Annotated in this window: 18 protein-coding genes; 11 read left to right on the forward strand and 7 right to left on the reverse strand. The window is 56.3% G+C overall.

The window, feature by feature from the left end; genetic code table 11:
- Nucleotides 1-177: 177 nt before the first annotated feature.
- From IB213_RS01675 to IB213_RS01705, 7 genes are all read left to right on the forward strand, one after another.
- Nucleotides 178-657, forward strand: a complete 480-nt coding sequence (locus tag IB213_RS01675; protein WP_192405606.1) for a sigma-70 family RNA polymerase sigma factor — start codon at nucleotides 178-180, stop codon at nucleotides 655-657.
- 1 nt (nucleotide 658) lies between these two features.
- Nucleotides 659-1618: a FecR domain-containing protein gene (locus tag IB213_RS01680; protein WP_192405187.1), complete on the forward strand. Its 960-nt coding sequence runs from the start codon at nucleotides 659-661 to the stop codon at nucleotides 1616-1618.
- Between the two features lie 202 nt (nucleotides 1619-1820).
- Nucleotides 1821-4217, forward strand: a complete 2397-nt coding sequence (locus IB213_RS01685; RefSeq protein WP_225560920.1) for a TonB-dependent receptor — start codon at nucleotides 1821-1823, stop codon at nucleotides 4215-4217.
- An 82-nt stretch (nucleotides 4218-4299) separates the two neighbouring features.
- The gene (locus IB213_RS01690; RefSeq protein ID WP_192405188.1) at nucleotides 4300-6753 is read left to right on the forward strand and encodes a PepSY domain-containing protein; all 2454 of its coding nucleotides are present in this window, start codon (nucleotides 4300-4302) and stop codon (nucleotides 6751-6753) included.
- Nucleotides 6754-8149: 1396 nt separating this feature from the next.
- Nucleotides 8150-9154 carry a tripartite tricarboxylate transporter substrate binding protein gene (locus IB213_RS01695; RefSeq protein WP_192405189.1) on the forward strand — a complete coding sequence of 335 codons (1005 nt, stop codon included), beginning with the start codon at nucleotides 8150-8152 and terminating at the stop codon, nucleotides 9152-9154.
- Nucleotides 9155-9594: 440 nt separating this feature from the next.
- Nucleotides 9595-10281, forward strand: a complete 687-nt coding sequence (locus IB213_RS01700; protein WP_192405190.1) for an RraA family protein — start codon at nucleotides 9595-9597, stop codon at nucleotides 10279-10281.
- Nucleotides 10278-11207, forward strand: coding sequence for an NAD(P)-dependent oxidoreductase (locus tag IB213_RS01705; protein WP_192405191.1), 930 nt, complete (start codon nucleotides 10278-10280; stop codon nucleotides 11205-11207). Before IB213_RS01700 ends, IB213_RS01705 begins: the two co-directional genes overlap by 4 nt.
- Before the next feature lie 202 nt (nucleotides 11208-11409).
- Here IB213_RS01705 and hdhA read toward each other — a convergent pair whose 3' ends face one another.
- Nucleotides 11410-12177: a 7-alpha-hydroxysteroid dehydrogenase gene (gene hdhA / locus IB213_RS01710; protein ID WP_192405192.1), complete on the reverse strand. Its 768-nt coding sequence runs from the start codon at nucleotides 12175-12177 to the stop codon at nucleotides 11410-11412.
- A gap of 139 nt (nucleotides 12178-12316) precedes the next feature.
- Between hdhA and IB213_RS01715 the strand changes: the two genes are divergently transcribed.
- Both IB213_RS01715 and fdhE read left to right on the forward strand, forming a co-directional pair.
- Nucleotides 12317-12709, forward strand: coding sequence for a VOC family protein (locus IB213_RS01715; protein WP_192405193.1), 393 nt, complete (start codon nucleotides 12317-12319; stop codon nucleotides 12707-12709).
- Nucleotides 12710-12878: 169 nt separating this feature from the next.
- Entirely contained in the window at nucleotides 12879-13184 is a 306-nt protein-coding gene (fdhE, locus tag IB213_RS01720; protein ID WP_192405194.1) for a formate dehydrogenase accessory protein FdhE, read from the forward strand.
- A 120-nt stretch (nucleotides 13185-13304) separates the two neighbouring features.
- Here the strand turns inward: fdhE and IB213_RS01725 are convergent, their stop codons facing one another.
- The 6 genes from IB213_RS01725 to metK form a co-directional block, all read right to left on the reverse strand.
- Nucleotides 13305-13802: a GNAT family N-acetyltransferase gene (locus tag IB213_RS01725; RefSeq protein ID WP_192405195.1), complete on the reverse strand. Its 498-nt coding sequence runs from the start codon at nucleotides 13800-13802 to the stop codon at nucleotides 13305-13307.
- Between the two features lie 17 nt (nucleotides 13803-13819).
- A complete protein-coding gene (locus IB213_RS01730) occupies nucleotides 13820-14893 on the reverse strand; it encodes a bifunctional nicotinamide-nucleotide adenylyltransferase/Nudix hydroxylase (protein ID WP_192405196.1) in 1074 nt (357 codons plus the stop codon).
- 101 nt (nucleotides 14894-14994) lie between these two features.
- Nucleotides 14995-16191, reverse strand: coding sequence for a nicotinate phosphoribosyltransferase (gene pncB / locus IB213_RS01735; protein ID WP_192405197.1), 1197 nt, complete (start codon nucleotides 16189-16191; stop codon nucleotides 14995-14997).
- 23 nt (nucleotides 16192-16214) lie between these two features.
- On the reverse strand, nucleotides 16215-17042 hold the full coding sequence (locus tag IB213_RS01740; protein ID WP_192405198.1) for a cysteine hydrolase: 828 nt from the start codon (nucleotides 17040-17042) through the stop codon (nucleotides 16215-16217).
- Nucleotides 17043-17148: 106 nt separating this feature from the next.
- On the reverse strand, nucleotides 17149-17334 hold the full coding sequence (locus IB213_RS01745) for a DUF1328 domain-containing protein (RefSeq protein ID WP_191722630.1): 186 nt from the start codon (nucleotides 17332-17334) through the stop codon (nucleotides 17149-17151).
- A 188-nt stretch (nucleotides 17335-17522) separates the two neighbouring features.
- Nucleotides 17523-18707: a methionine adenosyltransferase gene (metK, locus tag IB213_RS01750; protein ID WP_191722631.1), complete on the reverse strand. Its 1185-nt coding sequence runs from the start codon at nucleotides 18705-18707 to the stop codon at nucleotides 17523-17525.
- Nucleotides 18708-18833: 126 nt separating this feature from the next.
- Between metK and IB213_RS01755 the strand changes: the two genes are divergently transcribed.
- Both IB213_RS01755 and IB213_RS01760 read left to right on the forward strand, forming a co-directional pair.
- The gene (locus tag IB213_RS01755; protein ID WP_191722632.1) at nucleotides 18834-19694 is read left to right on the forward strand and encodes a lysophospholipid acyltransferase family protein; all 861 of its coding nucleotides are present in this window, start codon (nucleotides 18834-18836) and stop codon (nucleotides 19692-19694) included.
- Nucleotides 19691-20572 (forward strand): lysophospholipid acyltransferase family protein, encoded by an 882-nt coding sequence (locus IB213_RS01760; protein WP_192405199.1) that lies wholly within the window; start codon nucleotides 19691-19693, stop codon nucleotides 20570-20572. Before IB213_RS01755 ends, IB213_RS01760 begins: the two co-directional genes overlap by 4 nt.
- Nucleotides 20573-20629: the final 57 nt, after the last annotated feature.

Genomic DNA, 20629 nt, shown 5'->3' on the forward strand with positions numbered 1-20629 from the left:
GTGGTTGTCGATAGCATCAGCATGCTTGCATTACTCAGCCATGTCGCAACGACAGGCCGTTACCCATTTGGTAAATACGAATTAGTCGCATCTGTGTAGAATGCAACGCAATTTCATTGCCAGAGCCATCCCGTGCCAACCCCTCACAACTGCGACGCAGGTCAATCTGTAGGTCATATCTACACACTGCACCATGGCTGGCTTGTTGCATGGCTGCAGAGAAAGTTAGGGAACAGGGATGACGCGGCAGATATCGCACAAGACACGTTTACACGTCTGTGTGCCAGTACCAGAATTCAGTCCATTGAGCAGGCCAAAGAACCACGGGCCTATTTGACAACCGTTGCCAAGCGATTGATGTTCAATCACTTGGAGCGGCGTTCACTGGAGCAAGCCTACATCGCATCCCTGCAGCTTTTGCCTGAGGAAACCGCGCTGTCTACCGAGCAGCGCGCTATCTTGCTCGAAACGCTGGTTGAGCTGGATGCGCTTCTCAATGCACTGCCTGCGCCTGTGCGTACGGCATTTTTGATGTCTCAGCTTGATGGCATGTCGTATGAGGCTATTGCTGCGCAGATGCAGCTGAGCGTGCGAACTGTGGGCCGTTACATGGCACAGGGATTTAGGCAGTGTTTGCGCGTCATGATGGATGCATGACATGGCGAAACTGATCGACGAGAAGTTGCTTGATGAGGCCGCGCACTGGCTTGCCCGGATGCATGCATCTGACTTCAGCGCGTCAGAGCAGGCAGCGCTGGTGCAGTGGTGTACCCAAAGTGCAGCCCATGCGCAAGTATGGCGATGTGCGCAACATATAAAACGCCAGTTGCATGAGGTTCCGTCCTCGCTAGGCATGGCAGTTCTCAACCGTCCAGCTTCTGTAACGAATCGCCGGCACCTGCTGCGCAATACAGCCCTAACATTGGTAGCTGTGCCGGTGCTGGGCTGGCTCACATCGCAATCTTTGCCGTGGCAAGCCTGGAGTGCGGATTACCGTACCGCCAAAGGACAAAGGCGCACAGTTGTTCTGGCAGATGGCAGCCGTATCACGCTCAATACCGCATCGGCCATTAGTGCCAGTATGCGCAGTGATGCCCGCCTGATTGAGCACTACGAAGGGGAAATTTTGGTGGAAACCGCGCACAACGCTGTTTACCAGCATCTGCCCTTTATCGTGCAGACCAGAGACGGTCAGATGCAGGCACTGGGTACAAAATTCATCGTGCGTCAGCACGAGCAGGGCACCACGTTGTCAGTGCTGGAAGGCGCGGTACGAGCCACACCGGCTCACCTGGAGCAGGCCGCTACGGTTCACATACGTCAGCAGTTGCGGTTCACCGGTCATGCACTGGGAGCCACCACTGCACTGGACACCCACGCCGGAGCTTGGACTCAAGGCGTTCTATATGCAGAAAACATGCGACTGGAGGACTTTTTGCGGGAGCTTGGGCGCTACCGCAATGGAGTGCTGCACTGCACTCCAGAGGTGGCAGGTTTGCTGGTTTCAGGTGTCTATCAGTTGAGTGATACCGACCGCATTCTTCATCTGCTGGCACAAACACTTCCCGTGCGGTTGCAGATGCGCACACGATATTGGGTGAGCGTGGTGCAAGCCTGATCTTGGGCGGGTATTTTTACGTGGCACTCAAAAAGATGGTGCAAAGCTGTCCGGTTTTTGAATCTCGGCTGTTGTATGTAGTGAAGCCTTTTCATTACATATACGAGGATTGACAAATATGCCGGAAATTTGCGCGTTACGAGCTTGCCAAGCTCATTGCCAAAAGCCTTTGCGTCCCACAGCCCTAGCTGCAAAGGCCATGATGGCCGCCATTCTTGGTGCGGCAGTCATTGGCGCACAAGTCTTTCCGGCCCATGCCCAGAGCACACCTGCAGTGAATGCTGTTGTCGCGTTTCAGATTCCTGCCGGTCCGCTGGGTCAAGCGGTAATGAGCATGGCGGCGCAGGCAGGTGTCAATCTCAATGTCGATCTGCGCCAGCTCAGTACAAAGACCACCAATGGATTGTCTGGCAGCTATTCACTCGAAGAAGGCTTTGCGCGGCTGCTTGCAGATTCTGGATATCGCGTGCGTTTGGTAAGCTTTGGCAATTACTTGATCGAGCCGGCGCCTGCCAAAGTGGCCGCCACTGTGGAGCCTCCCAAAGCCCTCTCAGACACGAAAGAAGGAGGAGAGCTGGGGACTGTTACGGTCTCAGTCACTCGTCTGGAGCAGTCCACTGAAAACGCGCCTCAGAACATCAAAGTCATCAGCAAGGAGGACATAGAAAAACAGCTGGCTATTACATCCAGCACGACGCAAATCTTGAGCAATCTGATTCCGTCAATGACGCCATCCATGCAAAAGATGAGCAACTATGGCCAGACAATGCGTGGTTTGCAGCCGCTGGTCATGATTGATGGCATTCCGCAATCGAGCCCTATGTACACCAGCATTGGGCGCGATATGACGACGATTGACCCATCAATGATTGAAAGAATCGAAGTTATTCAAGGGGCCAACAGCAGCAATGGCATTGGCGGCATGGGCGGTGCGATCAACATCATCACCAAGCGGGCTCAGGCGGGCAAGCCACACCAGCATGTCACGATTGAGGCTACTACGCCGACCTCGCAGCTCAAGGGGGACACCATGTCATACAAGACCACGTATGGCATCAACGGCAGCAGCGGCAACCTGGAGTACCTGCTCAACCTGAGTTATCAGAGCCAGGGTGCGTTTCTGGATGGTTCCGGGAAACGCATAGGCACTTACGACGACCAGGGCGACCTGATGGACTCAAAGTCCTACAACTTGATGGCCAAGTTGGGTTACTGGATCGATGATGAGCAGCGCATTGGACTGACTATCAATCGCTATCGGATCAAGAATAAAAACAACTATTCCGTTATCTCTGGTGACAGAGACAACGGTATTGCTACGAGTTCTGGAAGAAACACTCCCATGGGGACAGCCCCATTCAATGACGCCTGGACAGTGGGAGCCAACTACGAGAACAACAATCTCAACGGCATGAAGCTGGATGCTTCGGTCTACTACCAGACGGTGGACTCGCTGTTCAGGGGCAATACCAAGTTCTTGGCCAATAAAGCTTATGACCAGAGCCGTGCTGAATTCGACAAATTCGGTGCCAAGCTTGCCCTGACCACAGCAGACTTCATGGACAAAAAGATGAAAGCGACAGTGGGTCTGGACTTGATGCAAGAGACATCCAAACAGACCCTGCTTTACAGCAATCTGTACTGGATTCCCAAGATCAACTACACCGACATATCGCCATTTGCCCAATTGGAGTACTCACCGCTTTCATCGGTCAAAGTTGTTGGTGGTGTGCGCTATGAGCATGCCAATATCAAAGTTGATAGCTTCACGACTTTGCCGCGCTATGGCGGAAAATTTGTCGAGGGTGGGACCTTCAGCTTTGGAAAGACGCTTTTCAACCTGGGCGCATCTTGGTCACCCATAGAACCTCTGAACCTGTTTGCCAACTACTCTCAGGGCTTTAAGGTGCCCGACATGGGCAAAGCCATTCGAGGTATCTCGGTAGATGGTGCCAAGCTATCTCAGGTGTCCTATTTCCAGCCTGATATCGCAGACAACTATGAAGTGGGTTTTCGCATCAAGGGGGAGCAGCTGTCACTTCAGGCAAGCTACTTTCATACCCGCGTCAAACCTGGCACTGTGATCTCTTACAGCAAAGATCAATGGGTAGCCAATCGCTACAAGACACAGATCGACGGTGTGGAGCTGAATGCCAGTTACCAAGTCAATCGGCAGCATCAACTTGGTCTGGGCTACTCACACTTGCGCGGTCGCTACGACATCAACAGTGATGGCAAGGTTGACACCAAGCTGGACGGAGCAAACATCGCACCTGATCGCCTGAATCTGAACTGGTCGGCCCAATGGAGCGAGGAGCTCACCAGCAGTTTGCAGGCCAACTGGTATTTCAAGCGTAGCTTTGATGGCAGCAACGCCGTGAACACCTATGACGCTAGCAAGTACCATTTTTCAGGCTACGGAGTTCTGGATTTATCGATTGGCTACAAGTTACCAAAGGGCCAGTTAAGCATTGGTATTGCCAACTTGCTCAACCGCAAATACATCACGTATTACTCACAAAGTGGCATTGTGGGCAACGACTATTACTTCGCAGGTCAGGGGCGCGCTCTGACCGTGGGCTACCGGCACGATTTCTGATGGCATCTCTGGATGCATTTCACTGCTGAATGTGAAGTTGCGTCACCCCACGGGGTGACGTTTTTCGCTCTCTTGCACGCTTATGACATTTAAAAAAATCTGCTTCCAGTTGCACTGGTGCATAGGCATTAGTGCAGGTTTTTTTCTGATATTGATGGGCTTATCAGGTGCTGCACTGAGCTTTCAGGAGGAGATTCTGGATGCGTTGAATCCCGGCAGCGTAACCGGCGCAAAAGGTGAGGGCGCGGTGCTGACGCCAGCCCAACTGCTGCAAGCGATACAGGCCCAGCTAGTCACCACGCCAAGAGAGGTTGAACGCTTGGAGCTGCACGCTTTTTCGGGTCGCAACCCCTTGATTACTTTTGCGGCCTTGCCAGGACAGTCGCATGGGGAGCGAGTCTGGGTTCATGCATACACCGGGCAACTGCAGACCATGTTGATTGGCAGCCGTTTCTTTGACTGCATGGAGAGGTTGCACATCTGGCTGCTGCTGCCCACTGGTATTGGTCAGCCACTGACCGGAATATTTTCAGCCTGCCTGCTGGTGCTATGCCTGTCGGGGCTATATCTGCGCTGGCCTCGTCGTAACGCTGGATCACTGAAAAGCTGGCTGCATCTGCGCCTTGCACTCCGAGGAAGGCCGTTGCTGTGGAGCCTTCATGCAGTTCTAGGCACTTGGGTTTTACTGCTGTATCTGGTGCTGGCTGTGACAGGAATGTATTGGGGTCTTACGCCTTTGCGTTCTTTGGTTGATGGTTGGGCCGGCATTGCACCACGCACGACAGCGGTAGCAGCGGCGGCTGCCTCCATTGAACCTCTGGTCAATGCCGATACGGGTACAGCCCCTCAATCATTGCACCTGCCTTGGAGCCGGTTTGAGCAGTTAGCCAGCCAAGCCGGAGGCTGGCAATTTGTGCAGATTCGTCTGCCACGCAAGGCTGGCCAAGACTACCAGTTCAACTGGCTTGGAACAGGCGCGCCACATGCCATGGCACGCAACCGAACGCGGATCGGGAATGACGGGCAAATCAAGCGCGATGAGCCCTATGCCAGTCTGAGCACAGCACGCCAAGCGCTGACCAGCATCTATCCGCTACATGTGGGCAGCTACTTCGGGCTAGCCGGACGCATTGTGATGATGCTGGCATCGCTACTGGTGCCATTGTTTGCGTTCACAGGATGGATGCTCTATCTGGATCGTCGCCGCAAAGCCCGCAGCGTCATAAATTCTGGTTTGCAACCTGTGGCAACGCCAGTGCCTGACCAAATACAGCTAACAGTGGCTGTGATCTATGCGAGTCAGTCTGGCTATGCACGCAGTTTGGCGGAGAGTACAGTGCAGCGCATTCGCCAATCTGGCCATGCTGTCGAGCTTATGTCGGCTGCCAAGCTCGGCCCGCTATCACTGAATAACTTTGCAACGACCTTGTGGGTTGTCAGCACCTTCGGTGAGGGGGATGCTCCAGACGATGCCCGCAGGTTGCTGTGCGTGCTCCAAAAAATCAAACTGTCTTACCCTGGCAACCATGCAGTTTTGGCATTGGGTGACAGTCGATACACGCATTTTTGTAGTTTTGGATTGAAGGTTCAAGACGCACTGAACCAGATCGGCTCTAAAGCGCTTTTTGATGCAATTTTGCAAGATGGAGAAAGTGCATTGGGCTGGGACCGCTGGTGCTCAGCACTCTTGCAACATGGGTTGTTGAAACAGGCTTTGCCCATCAGTGAGCCGCATGAAAGAGCATTCAGCGAATATCAGCTGATCAACCGTACTTATTGCAATCCACAAAGCCCGGGGGCACCGCTTTACAGGCTTGAATTACGGGCGGTTCACAAGACATCTGCGCATTGGCAGGCTGGCGCGATTGCTGAAGTTGTGATTCAGACCCAGACCGGGCAACGCAGCGTGAACGCGCTTCACACAATCGAACTTGAGCGGCCACGCCGTTATTCCATAGCGTCTTTGACGGAGGATGGATACATCCAGCTCTGGGTGCGACAGGTTCAGCACGGCGGACGCATTGGTCTGATGTCGGGCTGGCTCACACAAGGCATGCAGCTTCATGGTCGGATTCAATTGCGATTACTTGCTAATCCCAAGTTTTCAAGCGTCGATACGCTAGAAATGCCGGCCATTTTCATTGGCAGTGGCTCGGGTTACGCTGGCCTGAGAGCGCTGCTGCTAGAGCGTATTCAGTGCAGCCAGTATCAAAACTGGCTCATTTTTGGGGAGCGCGATCGGCAGGCAGATGGGTGGGCTGAAGCAGAGGTATCACCTTGGAAGGCTTCTGGTCAGTTGCTCCACGCAGATTTTGCTTACTCCAGAGATGCAGAGAACCCATGCTATGTCCAAAACCTGCTGGACAGAAATGCTGAGCGACTGCGTGATTGGGTCACTCAAGGTGCTGTCATCTATGTCTGCGGTAGCTACCAAGGCATGGGTCACGATGTGGAACAAACGCTTAAGGGATTGTTAGAGGGCGGGGTATTCCATGAGTTGCAAACCTCTGGGCGCTATCGAAGAGATGTTTATTAATGTCTATGGTCTGCGCACAGTGACTCCAAACGAAGCCGTGCACTGTCGGTTTTTATGCATTTAAAAATACAGCGGCCTCTCACTTCGCAATGGATAAATCAGCGCTAATAGCACTGGTGATCACTACTTTGCTGCTACGTAGCCAAAGTATCACCTTGTAGCAGGTGCCCTGGAAGTGCAGGGCTGCGAACGGACCTCATAAGTGGCGGCGCACAATCCCGAGTCGACGGTGGGTCAGACTCTCCAAAGCGTTCATTGATCCCAAAAAGCTTGGTCGCAGTCCTAGGCCTGTCGCTAGACAGCCCGATCTTTGCCTGCTCGCAAGCTATATTGCGTCCCGAGTTAACGATTTTCAGATTTCACGGGAATATTTATAGTTGGACTGTCCAAGCAGTCGTCCGTTTTTAAACCTAGGCCACAAGCTACTTCCAAGAGTAATCATGACCTGCCCCCTTCTGGCCCGCTCACCCAGTCGTTTGATGCGCTTTATCTGGGTCACCACTAGGCGGGGTCGGTGCTAGGCACTTTCCATATCCTTCGATCCAAACGTTGGCAGGCGCAGACATCTGCACGGCAATACGTGTTTTGCGTATTCGTACGTTCTTCGAGGCGCAATGATGGGAAGTGGCACCACTTTGAGTCATTGCCTCATCCACAGGCTGGGTGTCACAGGTTCCATCGCCAGTCAGGTTGAGCATGTCTTTGCTGAGGGGGCTTGCTCACGCCGATCCGCTTCGACATCTGAATCACTGACTTCATCCCAGGTCACGCAAATCGACCATATTCGCAGTGGCTGTGCATCCATGCTGATGTATAGCTTGCGCCTTGGGTGACGGCGTACAGCGCCGTGCTTTTTCATTTTCCTGCGCCTTCACCGTCACCCAGAAACTTGATGCCTGGGTAGTGCGCAACCAAGTGCACACCAGTTTGGCTGTTGCGCTCCTGCATGCGGCATCTAGACCCGCAGACTGCGCGATAGCTGGGTACTGCTCACGGCCATACCGATATGAGTTCTTGGTGGTCAAGCAAAACTCAATTGCAGCATCCGAGAACTTCGGGCTGTGTCCGTGTAGGCCGCTGGCAGAACCTAGCCAAAACATGCTTATGTTTACTCATACGTTCACACATACCTTCAATACCCCCGTGTTTGAAGTTATGCGGTGACCGGTGTAGCAGCGAGACTTGGGCTGGCTCATGCACGCAGCCTGCCAAGCAGCGAATCCTGCAACAACGCCTCTCACATCGCTCTGAGCAGTTGCCATGAGAAGGGTTGCTCGTGGTGCAATTAGTTTCGCTGTACGAAACATCATTGTATCCCTTGAAACTTTTTCCTAAAGTCGTGCACCACTTGGCGTAAGACCAAGATGGAAATCAATAAACGATATGGAGACAACGTATGACTATCACGACACGAGCATCTTTCATGTCGGCGCGCCTTTGTACTTTGGTGCTGGGCACGGCCGTATTCGCAGTCGCAATGGCCAGTGCGCATGGGCAGACCAGCTATCCTGTCAAGCCGATTCGTCTGCTTGTCCCATTTCCTCCAGGTGGAGGCACAGACATGATTGCGCGTTCTGTGGCGCAAAAAATCACTGAAAAGACCAGCTGGAACATTGTGGTGGACAACCGTCCAGGTGCAGGTGGAAACCTGGGGGTTGACGCTGCAGCCAAGGCTGCTCCAGACGGATACACCCTGGTGATGGGGCAGACAAGCAACTTGGCAATCAACCCGGCCTTGTACAAGAAACTTCCCTATGACCCGCTGAAGGATCTCACCCCCGTCGCTTTGGTGTCATCCTCGCCGGTGTTGATGGTCAGTGGTACTGGCACACCATTCAATTCCATTGCTGAAGTTTTCAAAGTTGCGAGAGCCAAGCCTGACGTCGTCACGGTTGGCTATGCAGGAAACGGCACGGTTGCGCACTTGGCGGTGACCCAGGTAGAGCAAGCAACAGGCGTGAAGCTGCGTCACATTCCATATAAAGGTATTGCCCAGGCAATCACTGATTTGTCGGGTGGACAGATTGATCTTTTTGTCGGATCAATTCCTTCATTAATTGGCCAAGTGCGCAATGAAAAACTCCATCCATTGATGGTCACTTCCAAACTGCGCGCAGGCCAATTACCGGCTACGCCAACCATGGCAGAGTCAGGCAGCAAAGACTTTGAAGCCATTACTTGGTTCGGAATTTTGGCTCCCGCAGGGACACCAGAGGCCATTGTGGAAAAGCTCAACAGCGCCATTAATTCAGCCCTGTCCGAGCCTGATGTGGCGGAGAGGTTGCGTTCGGAAGGCGGTGATGTTCTGGGAGGCAGTGCAGAAGCTTTCGGCAAGCTCATGCAAGCAGAAGTGCCTCGCTGGGCCAAGATCGTCAAGGACTCGGGTGCCAGCTTGAACTGAGGGCGCTTTACATACCTTGGATCACCCGCGCCATGCACGAAGACCGCTTAGCTTTGCCCGTGGGCAATGCCACGGTGTCAGTCACGTGTGTCTGGCCGGCTGCTGCATTAACAACCGTGGTGTGCAGCAAGACCAGGTAGCGCCTGGCGCAGGGGGCATGACTGCGTTGTGCAGTGGCTGAGCCAGGGCATCCATCAGGTGCTGAAAGATCAGCCCCTTAGCGCGCTGGCCGAGTGTCTGAACCTGGCACAGGTAGGTGGTGGTCCCACGTCCCCCTCCAAAAAATATCGGCGATCTGCAGAAGGTCAATCTGATCAATCTGGTCAATGGGTCCTGGGCCAAAAGGACAGACGCATTCAGGCCCGGTGAGCTGGCTGTTTTCGCTGTTGCCGTAGTTCACGAACTTCTTTCTGTTTCTCTCACCCTTTTGTAGTCACACCATGAACCAACTTCCCGAAGTTATTCGCGATATCGAGCGCGTTAGCGCCGACGTTGTCGCCAAGGCCGGCACCTTTCAGGCTGCCATACTGGCCGATGTGGCCGGTCGTCGCGGTACGATGCACAGCCGTGTGGCGCCCGTGCACCAGGACATGAAAGTGGCCGGCACCGCCTTCACCGTAGAAGTGCGTCCCGGCGACAACTTGATGATCCACGCAGCCATCGCACTGGCCAAGCCGGGCGACGTGCTGGTGATCGATGGCAAAGGCGATCAGACAGCGGCGCTGATGGGCACGCTGATGCTCAGTGCGTGCAAGAAAGTTGGCCTGGCTGGCGTCATCGTGGACGGTGCCATTCGTGACAAGCTGGAAATTCTGGATCTGGGCTTTCCTGTGTTCAGTGCCGGCTTCAATCCGGCTGGCCCCACCAAGTACGTACCCGGCCGCATCAACCATCCAATCTCCGCCGGGGGCGTCACCGTGAGCCCGGGTGATCTGGTCGTGGGCGATGCCGATGGTGTGGTTGTCATCGAGCGCGAAAAGGCCTCGGCCATGATGACACTGGCCGACAAGAAGGTGGCTGACGAAGCCGCACGCATCGAAGCTATCGCCCGCGGCGACACCGCATCGAAGTGGCTGCCCGCTGCACTGCGTGCCGCTGGTGTGCTCAAAGAGGGGGAGTCACTGTGAGCAACACCATCATCGTTACAGGCGCTGATCTGGCGCAGCAGGCGCTGGACTTGCTTGCTGGCTACGAGATCATCTACGCCGGCAAGGCTCCCACCGAAGAGGATATGGTGGCCTTGTGCAAGCAGTACGACCCCGTGGCCATCATCGTGCGATACGGCAAAGTGAGTGCGCCCATGATGGATGCGGCACCTTCGCTCACGGTCATCTCCAAGCACGGCAGTGGCACGGACACCATCGATAAAGTGGCAGCCAAAGAGCGCGGCATCGAAGTGGTGGCCGCCGTAGGCGCAAACGCGGCCGCCGTGGCCGAGCAGGCTCTGGCGCTGCTGCTGGCGTGTGCCAAGTCTGTTGTCACGCTGGATTCGCGCATGCATGCCGGCCACTGGGACAAAGCTGCGCACAAGAGCATGGAGCTGGGTGGCCGCACCATAGGGCTTGTGGGCCTGGGCGCCATCGGCCTGCGCTTTGCCAGGATGGCAGATGCGCTGGGTATGCGCGTGATCGGCTTTGATCCGTTTGCCAAAAATTTGCCGGACTATGTGCACAGCGTTAGCCTGGAGGCGATCTGGCGCGATGCCGATGCCATCTCGCTGCACTGTCCCCTGACCGATGAAAACCGCGGCATGCTGAACGCAGCCACGCTGGCGCAGTGCAAGCGTGGGGTGATCGTTGTCAACACCGCACGCGGTGGCCTGATCGACGAAGCAGCGCTGCTGGAGGCCGTTCGCTCGGGTCAGGTGATGTCTGCCGGGTTAGACAGTTTTGCGGTAGAGCCTATGGCAGCAGGCCACCCATTTCAGGGTGAGAAGAGCTTCGTTCTGTCTCCGCACATCGGTGGTGTGACGCACGATGCCTACGTGAACATGGGCGTTGGCGCCGCGAAGAACTTGCTACAGGTGCTGTTGCGTTGTACGGCGGCTGTGTGATTGACCGCTGAAAAATACTCATCAAGGCTGCCAGTCTTACCTGCCTGAGGAAGGTCGGTTGCTTTTGATGAGGTGAGTTCTTGCCTGATTAAGCGAAGAGTAGGTTGCAGGCTTTGTCACCGCAGGGCTTGCCAATGCAATGGATGTGCTGCCTGCGATGCGTTGATGCATGACGCACCGCCGGTGGCAGGCGGTGCTGCCATCAATCCAGTTCCTGAACCCCGCCACCAGAGACGGTGAGGATCTGGCCGCTGATCCAGCTGGCAGCAGGCGAGCATAAAAAGAGCGCTGCGTTGGCTATGTCTTGTGGCTCGCCGATGCGACCAATAGGGGTGTGCTTGAGCATCGTTTTCAGGATGTCATCGTTGAGTACGGATTCAAGCGCATCGGTGCGGGTCGCGCCAGGAGCAATACCGTTGACCCGGATGCCCATCGGCCCGACATCAAATGCAATATTTCGAATCAAGTGGTTGGTGGCGGCCTTCGATGCGCCATAGGCGGCCATGCGGCGATTCTTGTTTTCACCGGCCATGGAGGTAATGGCCAGCATGGAGCCGCCGCCCGTTTTCTCCATCTCCGGGGCCGCAAGCTGAGCGAGCCGGAAAAGAGAAAATACGTTCAGATCGAAGGCACGTCTGAAATCTTGCATGGGCATGTTAAAAGGTTTGGGGCCACCGCCGCCAGCGTTGCTGACCAGGATGGTCAACCGGCCAAAGTGCTGCATGGCCTGATGGATCAGGTTGCCCAGATCTTCTTCGCGCGTGACATCGCAGGCCACAGCAATCGCCTGGCCACCCCGCTCTTGGATGCCTTGGGCCACCGTCGTGGCTGTTTGCAGATGCAGATCACTGACCACTACTGCGGCCCCCGCTGCTGCAAAGGTTTCTGCAATGGCGCGACCTATGCCGGCCCCCGCACCTGTGACAACGGCAACTTGGTTGTCGAGTCTGAAGTGAGCTGGTTCATACATGGCGGGACTCCTGGGAAGACTGGCTAAGACGGTTGCGTGAACCGCTGGGGTACCTGTGGCAGTATGCAGAAAAGGCAAAAGAACTGCGAGCATCATTTTTCACCGGTGATGCACCATTTACTCAAACTTTGGAAGCACCATGAAGCTTGGTTACACCATCGTCTACGTTCCTGACGTAAAAGCGTCCCTGCAGTTTTTCTCTGACGTTTTTGGTTTTGCAGTGAAATTTCTGCATGAGTCCGAAACATACGGTGAGCTGGCCACTGGCGAGACGACGCTGGCATTTGCCGTGCATGAGCTGGGTCGCAGCAATTTTCAGGGCGGCTACGTTGCCGCATCAGAGTCAGACAAACCACTGGGTATGGAGCTTGGGCTGGTCACTGAAGATGTTGAAGCTGCACATGCCCGAGCGATAAAAGCTGGGGCATTGGAGCTTGCAGAGCCGACCAAAAAACCTTGGGGGCAGGTTGTCTCTTACGTCCGATGCCCGGATGGCACTTTGGTTGAGCTTTGTACGCCCATTGGTGCGTAAATCATGACTCTGAAGAGGCGCTTGCAGTCAACGGCTGCTTGATACTGCCGACACCAGCAGTGCTGGCGCAGTTGCTACAGCAACAGAATCTGCACCCCAGCTTGCACAGTGCGCTGTTGCAGCAAGCGATAGTGGTTTTGCACCATGCCAGCCAGCGCTAATGTGACCAGTGGGCAGACGTTTGCTGGCTTTGCTGCGTGGCGATGAAGTGCCGCTAGACAGCGCCGTGCCCAAGGCGGGGGCAGCACAGACTTTGTGGATTGCGTTGTCTGTGTGCTGGTGTCTGGCGAGTGAAGCAGCGCCCATCAAGGCAGAAAGCTGTGGCGGCTGCCACAGCTTTCTCAAGGCTTTTTATCTGCAGGCGGATCACCAGCTCGAACTGGTGGCCGATGACTTGGCCAGCCTGGCGCTGGACGCCGAGATGGAAGCCCAGGACGTAGCGCGCAGTGGCTTTAATCCGCTGATGTTGCCTTGAGCTGGTAGCGGCGATAGCAGCTATAGAGGTAGCGGCTATCACCGTCCAGCGGTTTTGCGTTTGACGCACCGCTGGACGGCATGCCTAGGCCCAAGGCCCCGCGTGCAAGCGTTGGGCGGCTTACTTGCTGGTGGGGGCGGCGCCCGCCAAAGCCTGCAGGGGAGCTCCTGTCAAGCGGTAGCGAATCCACTCTGACTGGGGCTTGGCGTCCAGACTGTCGTAGAACTCGATCGACGGCGTGTTCCAGTCCAGCACGCTCCATTCAAAGCGGCCGCAGTCTTTCTCCACAGCAATGCGCGCCAAGTGTTGCAGCAGGGCCTTGCCCGCGCCTTTGCCGCGTTGCTCGGGGGAGATGTACAGGTCTTCCAGATACAGCCCATGCTGGCCTTGCCAGGTGGAGTAGTTGAAAAAGTACACGGCAAAACCGACCGGAATGTCACCATCCAGGCAAATCAGTCCAAATACCTTGGGGTTCTGGCAAAACAGCGTGCGCTTTACATGTTCAGGGGTGGCCAGTACTTCGTGTTCAGCTTTTTCGTAAATGGCCAGTTCACGCACAAAGTACAAGATCAGATCGGTGTCTTCGGCGGTAGCGGGGCGGATGGTCAGGGCAGTCATCAGGTATTGGGGAAAAATCAAGGTAAAGCGGGGATGGGGCCATGGCCCCAGCGTTCAAAGCAGCGGCGCAGCACGTGGAAGTGGTCTTCAAACATCTGGCTTTCCAAGGCGGCGATGTCATTCACAGGCACCCAGCGCGCGGCGGCAGCGTCGTCACCCGCCTGCACGGCAGGCAGTGCGGCAAGCGGCAGGTGAAACATGAATACATGGGTGATGGTGCGCCCGCGCAGGCTGCGCTCGGGGTGGTCAAACACCTCGGTGCCCAGCAATGCGGCATGCATGTCGGCGGCGGTCAGCGGCAGGCAGGTTTCTTCATCCAGCTCGCGCAGGCACGACTGCCACAGGGTGTCGTGCGGCTCGACAAAGCCTCCGGGCAGCGCCCACAGGCCTTGCCCGGGTGCGCGGCCTCGCTGAATGAGCAGTACATGCTCTTTGCAAACCAGCAAACCATCGACTGTGACGAACACCGGCGGATAGGGCGCGGCAGACCATGCCGCCTTGTAGCCACTGACCATGCGCCATTCTTCACGCATGGCGGTGTAATGGGCCATGGTTTGCCACGTGCGCAGCCACGTAGCCACGGCAGCAGGTACCAGGGCGTCAAGCTGCGTCCACATCTGGGCTTGGGTGTGCTCGGCCAGATTCCAGTAAATGTCGCGCGTGGGCGTGCCGTCAAAGGCGCCCTGGCGCGGCAGGCTCAGCAGCGCCCAGTCGGGAAAGCGCGCCAGATAGTTGCTGCTGACATCTTTGAAGTGGCCCACCAAGGCAATGCGTGCACCAGCAGGTGTCTGGCTTTGCACGGCGGCAATGACGGCCTGAACCCAGCGGGGTTCGTCGTAATAGTCACGCACCGGCACGCAGCGCACGCGTGCGGTTTCTTCATCGCTGAGGCTGGCATGCACCAGCTGCGCACGCTCTTGGCAGGTAAATGGGTTTTTGGGGCTGCGCGCTTGCCAGGCGCTGCCCAGTACCACCACCACTTGCTGTGCGGTCTGCAGGGCTTGGCGCAGCAAGGCCAGGTGACCGTTGTGAAAGGGCTGAAAGCGGCCAATCAAAACGGCGGTGTGCGGGGCATTGTCAGGCAGGGGCATAAAGAAAAGTGAGCGCTTGGCGCTGTTTTTTTAACACTTTCAAAGTGTTTTGTATTGAAGATTGTTTATGGGTAAGCGCTGGCAGCTATATTTTTAAAAAATCAAATGATGGGATCTGCAATGTCAAACACCTGACGCAGGTAGGCCAGGTAGGTTTCATCGTCGCACATGGTTTTGCCGGGTGAGTCAGAAATTTTGGCTACAGGCTGGCCGTTGGCGCGCACCAGCTTCATGACAATGTTCAAGGGCGTCAGGCCCACGTCATTGGTCAGGTTGGTGCCAATGCCAAAACCCAGCTGAATGTGCGGTGCAAAGTAGCGCCACAGCTCCAGGGCTTTTTCCAGATTCAATCCATCCGAAAACACCAGGCGCTTGGTGTGCGGGTTGATGCGCAGCTTGCGGTAGTGCGCCAAAGCCTGTTCGCCCCAGTCAAACGGGTCTCCGGAGTCGTGGCGCAGGCCGTCAAACAACTTGGCAAAGTACAGGTCAAAGTCCTGCAAAAAGGCGTGCATGCCCACGGTGTCGGTCAACGCAATACCCAGGTCGCCCCGGTACTCCTGCACCCAGTCTTCCAGTGCAGCTTTTTGAAAGTCGCGCAGCCGCACGCCCAGAGACTGAAAGCTTTGCAGGTACTCATGCGCCATGGTGCCAATGGGCACGATGCCCAGCTCTTTGGCCAGCAGCACGCTGGAGGTGCCTTTGAACCACTGCGGCACCTTGGCGGTGAGTGTGGTGACCACTTCACGGTGCCAGGGCTCCGAGAAGCGGCGGCGCATGCCGAAGTCGGACAGCTCAAATGGGTGGGCCAAGATGGGTTCGTATTTGAGGGCGTGCAACTGCTCAATTTTGGCCTGCAGGCGATGGCGGCCTTCGTCCAGCGTGTCAGGGGTTTGCAGACGGCGAAAGTACAGCTCATTGACGATGGCCAGCACATGGATCTCAAAGCCCATCACATGCACTTGGGGGCCATGGGCTTCAATCGACAGGCCGCCTTGCGGGGTGGCCCTGACCTGCACAAAGTTGCGCTGAAACTGGAACAGGCGCAGAAAATCGACAAAGTCGCTCTTGATGTAACGCAGGCTGGCCAGATACTCCAGTTCATCCTTGGTAAAGCGCAGGCTGCACAGGTGATCCAGCTCTGCGTTGACTTCATCCTCCAGCAACGCCAGCGGGTAGGCCGTGGCATTGCGGCAGGCAAAACGGTATTCCGCCTGCGTTTGCGGGTGGCGGTGCAGCATGGCCTGCCACATGGTGAACTTGTAGAGGTCAGTGTCGAGCAGGCTGACAATGATGGGCATGCGGGGGCTCCGTAGAAATCTGTTTACAACGCCAGTGTGGCGGTGCTGCAAAGCTGCACACCCGCACTGTGCATGCGTTGCAAGAAAGCGTGGTGCTGGTCATCAAAGCCGTGAACAGGGCTCATGGCATCGGTCAGCAGCACGATGCGCTGGGCAAAATCATCGGGTGCGTGTTCTAGCAAATGCTCCATCGTGGCGCGCACGCAGTGGCTGCTGGCCTCTCCCGCTACCACCAGGCGCTGCGCTTGCAGCAGGCTGGAAAGAAGAGGGCGGTTAAGACAGGTTTCTGGCGCGAGCGGATGGGGCACTTCGGCTTCTAGAGCGCTGTAGTGCTCGGTCCATGGATTCGTGCCTTTGAAGACGTTGAGCACGGCGCGCTGTCTTTGGTGCTGCCATTGCTGGCAGGCCTTCAGTACATCGGCATGTACGCCATGGCCCCAGCTGCCAATTTCGCAGTGCACGGGCCACACCATGAGTGTGTATCGGCCTCTGGCCTCCAGTGCATCCATATAGGCCAGCGCGCGTGCAAGGTGCACAGGCTCGCGTGGCAGGAACACCCCCTGGCGCACCTGGGCAGCAGTCAGAGCGGTAAACGGTGCCACGGCGCTGCCATCTGCTTGCTGCCAGAACGTGGGGTGGGCAACGTCAAATGCCTGGTGCGAATCCAGTGTGATGCTGATGTGATCGATGCGAGTGCTGAACTGAAGCAGCCAGTGAGCAAGACGCTGCATGTCTGCATGGGCACCGGGTACGGGCAGTGAAGGGCGTAAATCGCCGCAGCAATAGGCAGCAGGCAGATCACAAAAATCATTTTGTGGATCAATCAGTAGCAGCTGGGTGGCAAGCGTCATGGCAATGGCACAAGGATGAGATGGCCTCGAGTGTAGAAGCTTGCACTGCTACAGCCCATGAAAAAGGCTGCTTGCGCAGCCTTTATGGCAAACAGCGATTGCCTGTTTATTTCATGATTTTGCGTGCTGCGCCCACTCCCAGCGCGGCCAAAACGACAAAGACCACGGCCAGGATCAGGAACAGGATGAATAAAATTTTGGCAATACCTGCTGCGCCTGCTGCGATGCCCGTGAATCCAAACAGGCCTGCAATCAGGGAGATGATGGCAAAGATGATGGCGTACTTCAGCATGTCCGTTTCCTCTATGTGTTGAGCACCTGTGTTGGTGCTTGTTGTCACCGTAGGCTGACAAGGCCGTTCTGTGCGTCGGCAAGCCATGTTTCACTGTGTAGGCCTGTTGCGTGCAGTGCATGTCTGTCAGACATGAAAAAGCCCGCACAAGGCGGGCTTCGTGGGCAGGAATGCGCGGGCGCGCTGAATTACTTCAGGCCGGCAGCCGCACGCAGCACGGCGGACTTGTCGGTGCGCTCCCAGGTGAACTCGGGCTCTTCACGGCCAAAGTGGCCGTATGCCGCCGTCTTGCTGTAGATGGGGCGCAGCAAGTCCAGCATTTCGATGATGCCCTTGGGGCGCAGGTCAAAGTGCGCAGCCACCAGCTTGGCGATCTCTGCATCAGGGATCACGCCGGTGCCTTCGGTGTACACCGTGATGTTCATGGGGCGTGCCACGCCAATTGCGTAGGCCACCTGCACCTGGCACTGGCGCGCCAGACCGGCAGCCACCACGTTCTTGGCAACATAGCGTGCCGCGTAGGCGGCCGAGCGGTCTACCTTGCTGGGGTCCTTGCCAGAGAAGGCGCCACCACCGTGGGGGCAAGCGCCGCCGTAGGTGTCGACAATGATCTTGCGACCCGTCAAGCCGCAGTCACCTTGCGGGCCACCGACCACGAAACGGCCAGTGGGGTTGATCAGGTACTTGGTGTCTTGCAGCCACTCTTTGGGCAGCACAGGCTTGATGATTTCTTCAATGATGGCTTCGGTGAACGATGCCTTCATTTTGGTGGCCGACTCGGACTGGTCTGGGCTGTGCTGGGTCGACAGCACCACGGTGTCAATGCTGTGGGGCTTGCCATCCACATAGCGCATGGTCACCTGGCTCTTGGCGTCAGGGCGCAGGAAAGGCAGACGGCCATCCTTGCGCAGCTGGGCCTGACGCTCCATCAGGCGGTGGGCGTAGTAGATGGGAGCGGGCATCAGCTCCGGGGTCTCGTCGCACGCATAGCCAAACATCAGGCCCTGGTCGCCCGCGCCAATGTTCAACTCGTCGTCGCTGGCTTTGTCTACGCCCTGTGCGATGTCCTGGCTTTGCTTGTCGTAAGCCACCAAGACGGCGCAGCCCTTGTAGTCAATGCCGTAGTCAGTGTTGTCGTAGCCGATGCGCTTGATGGTGTCGCGGGCTACCTGGATGTAGTCCACGTTGGCACCGGTAGTGATTTCGCCCGCCAATACCACCAGACCGGTGTTGGTCAGCGTTTCGGCTGCCACACGGCTGTGGGGGTCTTGGGTGAAAATAGCGTCCAGAATTGCGTCGGAAATCTGATCCGCTACCTTGTCGGGGTGGCCTTCTGAGACCGATTCCGAGGTAAAAAGAAAGTCGTTCGCCATTGAATAAACTCCGAGATTGGTTCATTGCGTTGCCGCGGCCAACTGGAGTCGGGCGAACGCTTTAGCAGTTTTGTTTTATGTCGCCCTGCAAGTTGCTCTGTTAACTCGGCGACAACTTGAATTGTAATGCTAACTTTATTCCGTATTCTTTCTGTAGTGCCTTTGTGGCTGGCGCATCTGTGTGGTGCAGCCATGGGCTGGCTGGCGTGGTTGTGTTCGCCCACGTATCGGCGGCGGTTTGGCATTAACAGTGCGCAAGCAGGCTATCGTTTTTCTGAAGTGCGAGCGGCGATTGGACACGCGGGCCGCATGGTGACGGAGTTGCCACGGCTGTGGCTGAAAGAAACGCCAGTCAACGCGATGCATGGCACCGAGGTGGTTGAACAGGCGTGGGCCAAAGGCAAGGGCATTTTGTTTTTGACACCGCATTTGGGGTGCTTTGAGCTGTCGGTGCAAGGCGCAGCCCATCGGTGGTCTGCGCAGCATGGCCCTATCACGATCTTGTACAGGCCTGCCAAGCAAGCCTGGCTGGCCGAGATGATGCTGACTGCACGCAATCGCGGTGGTATTCAGGCCGTACCCACTACGCTGGCTGGTGTGCGGCAAATGATCAAGGCCTTGCGCAAGGGCGAGGCTGTGGGCCTGCTGCCCGACCAGGTTCCACCCCATGGACAAGGCCAATGGGCCCCGTTTTTTGGTAAAGATGCATACACGATGACGCTGGCTGCGCGCCTGGCCCTGCAAACTGGAGCTACGGTGATTTTGGTGCGTTGCGAGCGTTTGCCTGCAGGGCGGGGTTACGAACTATTTTTTGAAGGATTGCCAACGCCCTTGGCGACTCAGCTCGATGAGGCCGTTGTGCAAATTAATCAAGCCATGGAACACACGATTCGCCAGTGCCCGACCCAGTATCTTTGGGGCTACGGGCGGTATAAACAGCCTCGACACGAAGCACAGCCCACATCGGCAGACAGTGGTGCCGCATGAGCTGGAGCAAATTGGGTATTGCGTGTATGCATGGGCTGGCCAAGTTGCCACTGCCGGTGTTGCGCGGCTTGGGCCGCGTGGTGGGGCGTGTGCTGTTTGTGGTGGCTGTGCCGCGGCGCAAGATTGCACTGCGTAATCTGGAGCTGTGTTTTCCGGAGAAGACCCGGGCAGAACGTCAGGCGCTGGCCAGAGAAACGTTCGTGGTGTTCTGCCAGACCTTTTTGGACCGCAGCTGGCTGTGGTTTGGCTCTGAAGCGCTGGTGCGCAGCCGCGTGAAATTGACCGGGGCCGTTCATGAGCTGCAGGGCGATACGCCCACCATCGTTTTTGCACCGCACTTTTACAGCATGGATGCTGGTGGTCTGGCTCTGCCGCTCAATACCGAGCGCGAGTTCACCTCCATTTTTGCCACCAACCCTGACCCCGTGCTTGATGAATGGTTCATGCAGGGGCGTCAGCGCTTTGGCAATGTACGCATGCTCAACCGCGCCGATGGTGTCAAACCCATCATCTCAGTGCTGCGTAAAGGCGGGTTGCTGTATTTGCTGCCGGATATGGACTATGGCAAGAACGATTCCGTGTTCGTACCTTTCTTTCATGTGGAGCAGACCGCCACCATTCCTTCGCTGTCGCGCTTTGCGCGGCTGGGCAAGGCCAAAGTGGTGGGCCTGTACAACCGCATGACACCAGACGGTTATGTGGCGCAGATGACCCCAGCATGGGAAAACTTTCCGACGGACGACCACGTTGCCGACACGGCGCGCATGAACCGTGAACTGGAGGCCGCCATTCGCACCATGCCAGCGCAGTACTACTGGGTGCACAAGCGTTTCAAAACGCGGCCAGAAGGCCAAGCTTCGCTCTACGGGCAAAAATAAGAAAAAGTGTCTTCAAATCAAATAGCTATCAAATAGCTGCCAGCATTGGCAGCTATT

It is taken from the genome of Comamonas sp. CMM02 (assembly GCF_014851485.1).
Taxonomy (GTDB): domain Bacteria; phylum Pseudomonadota; class Gammaproteobacteria; order Burkholderiales; family Burkholderiaceae_C; genus Comamonas; species Comamonas avium.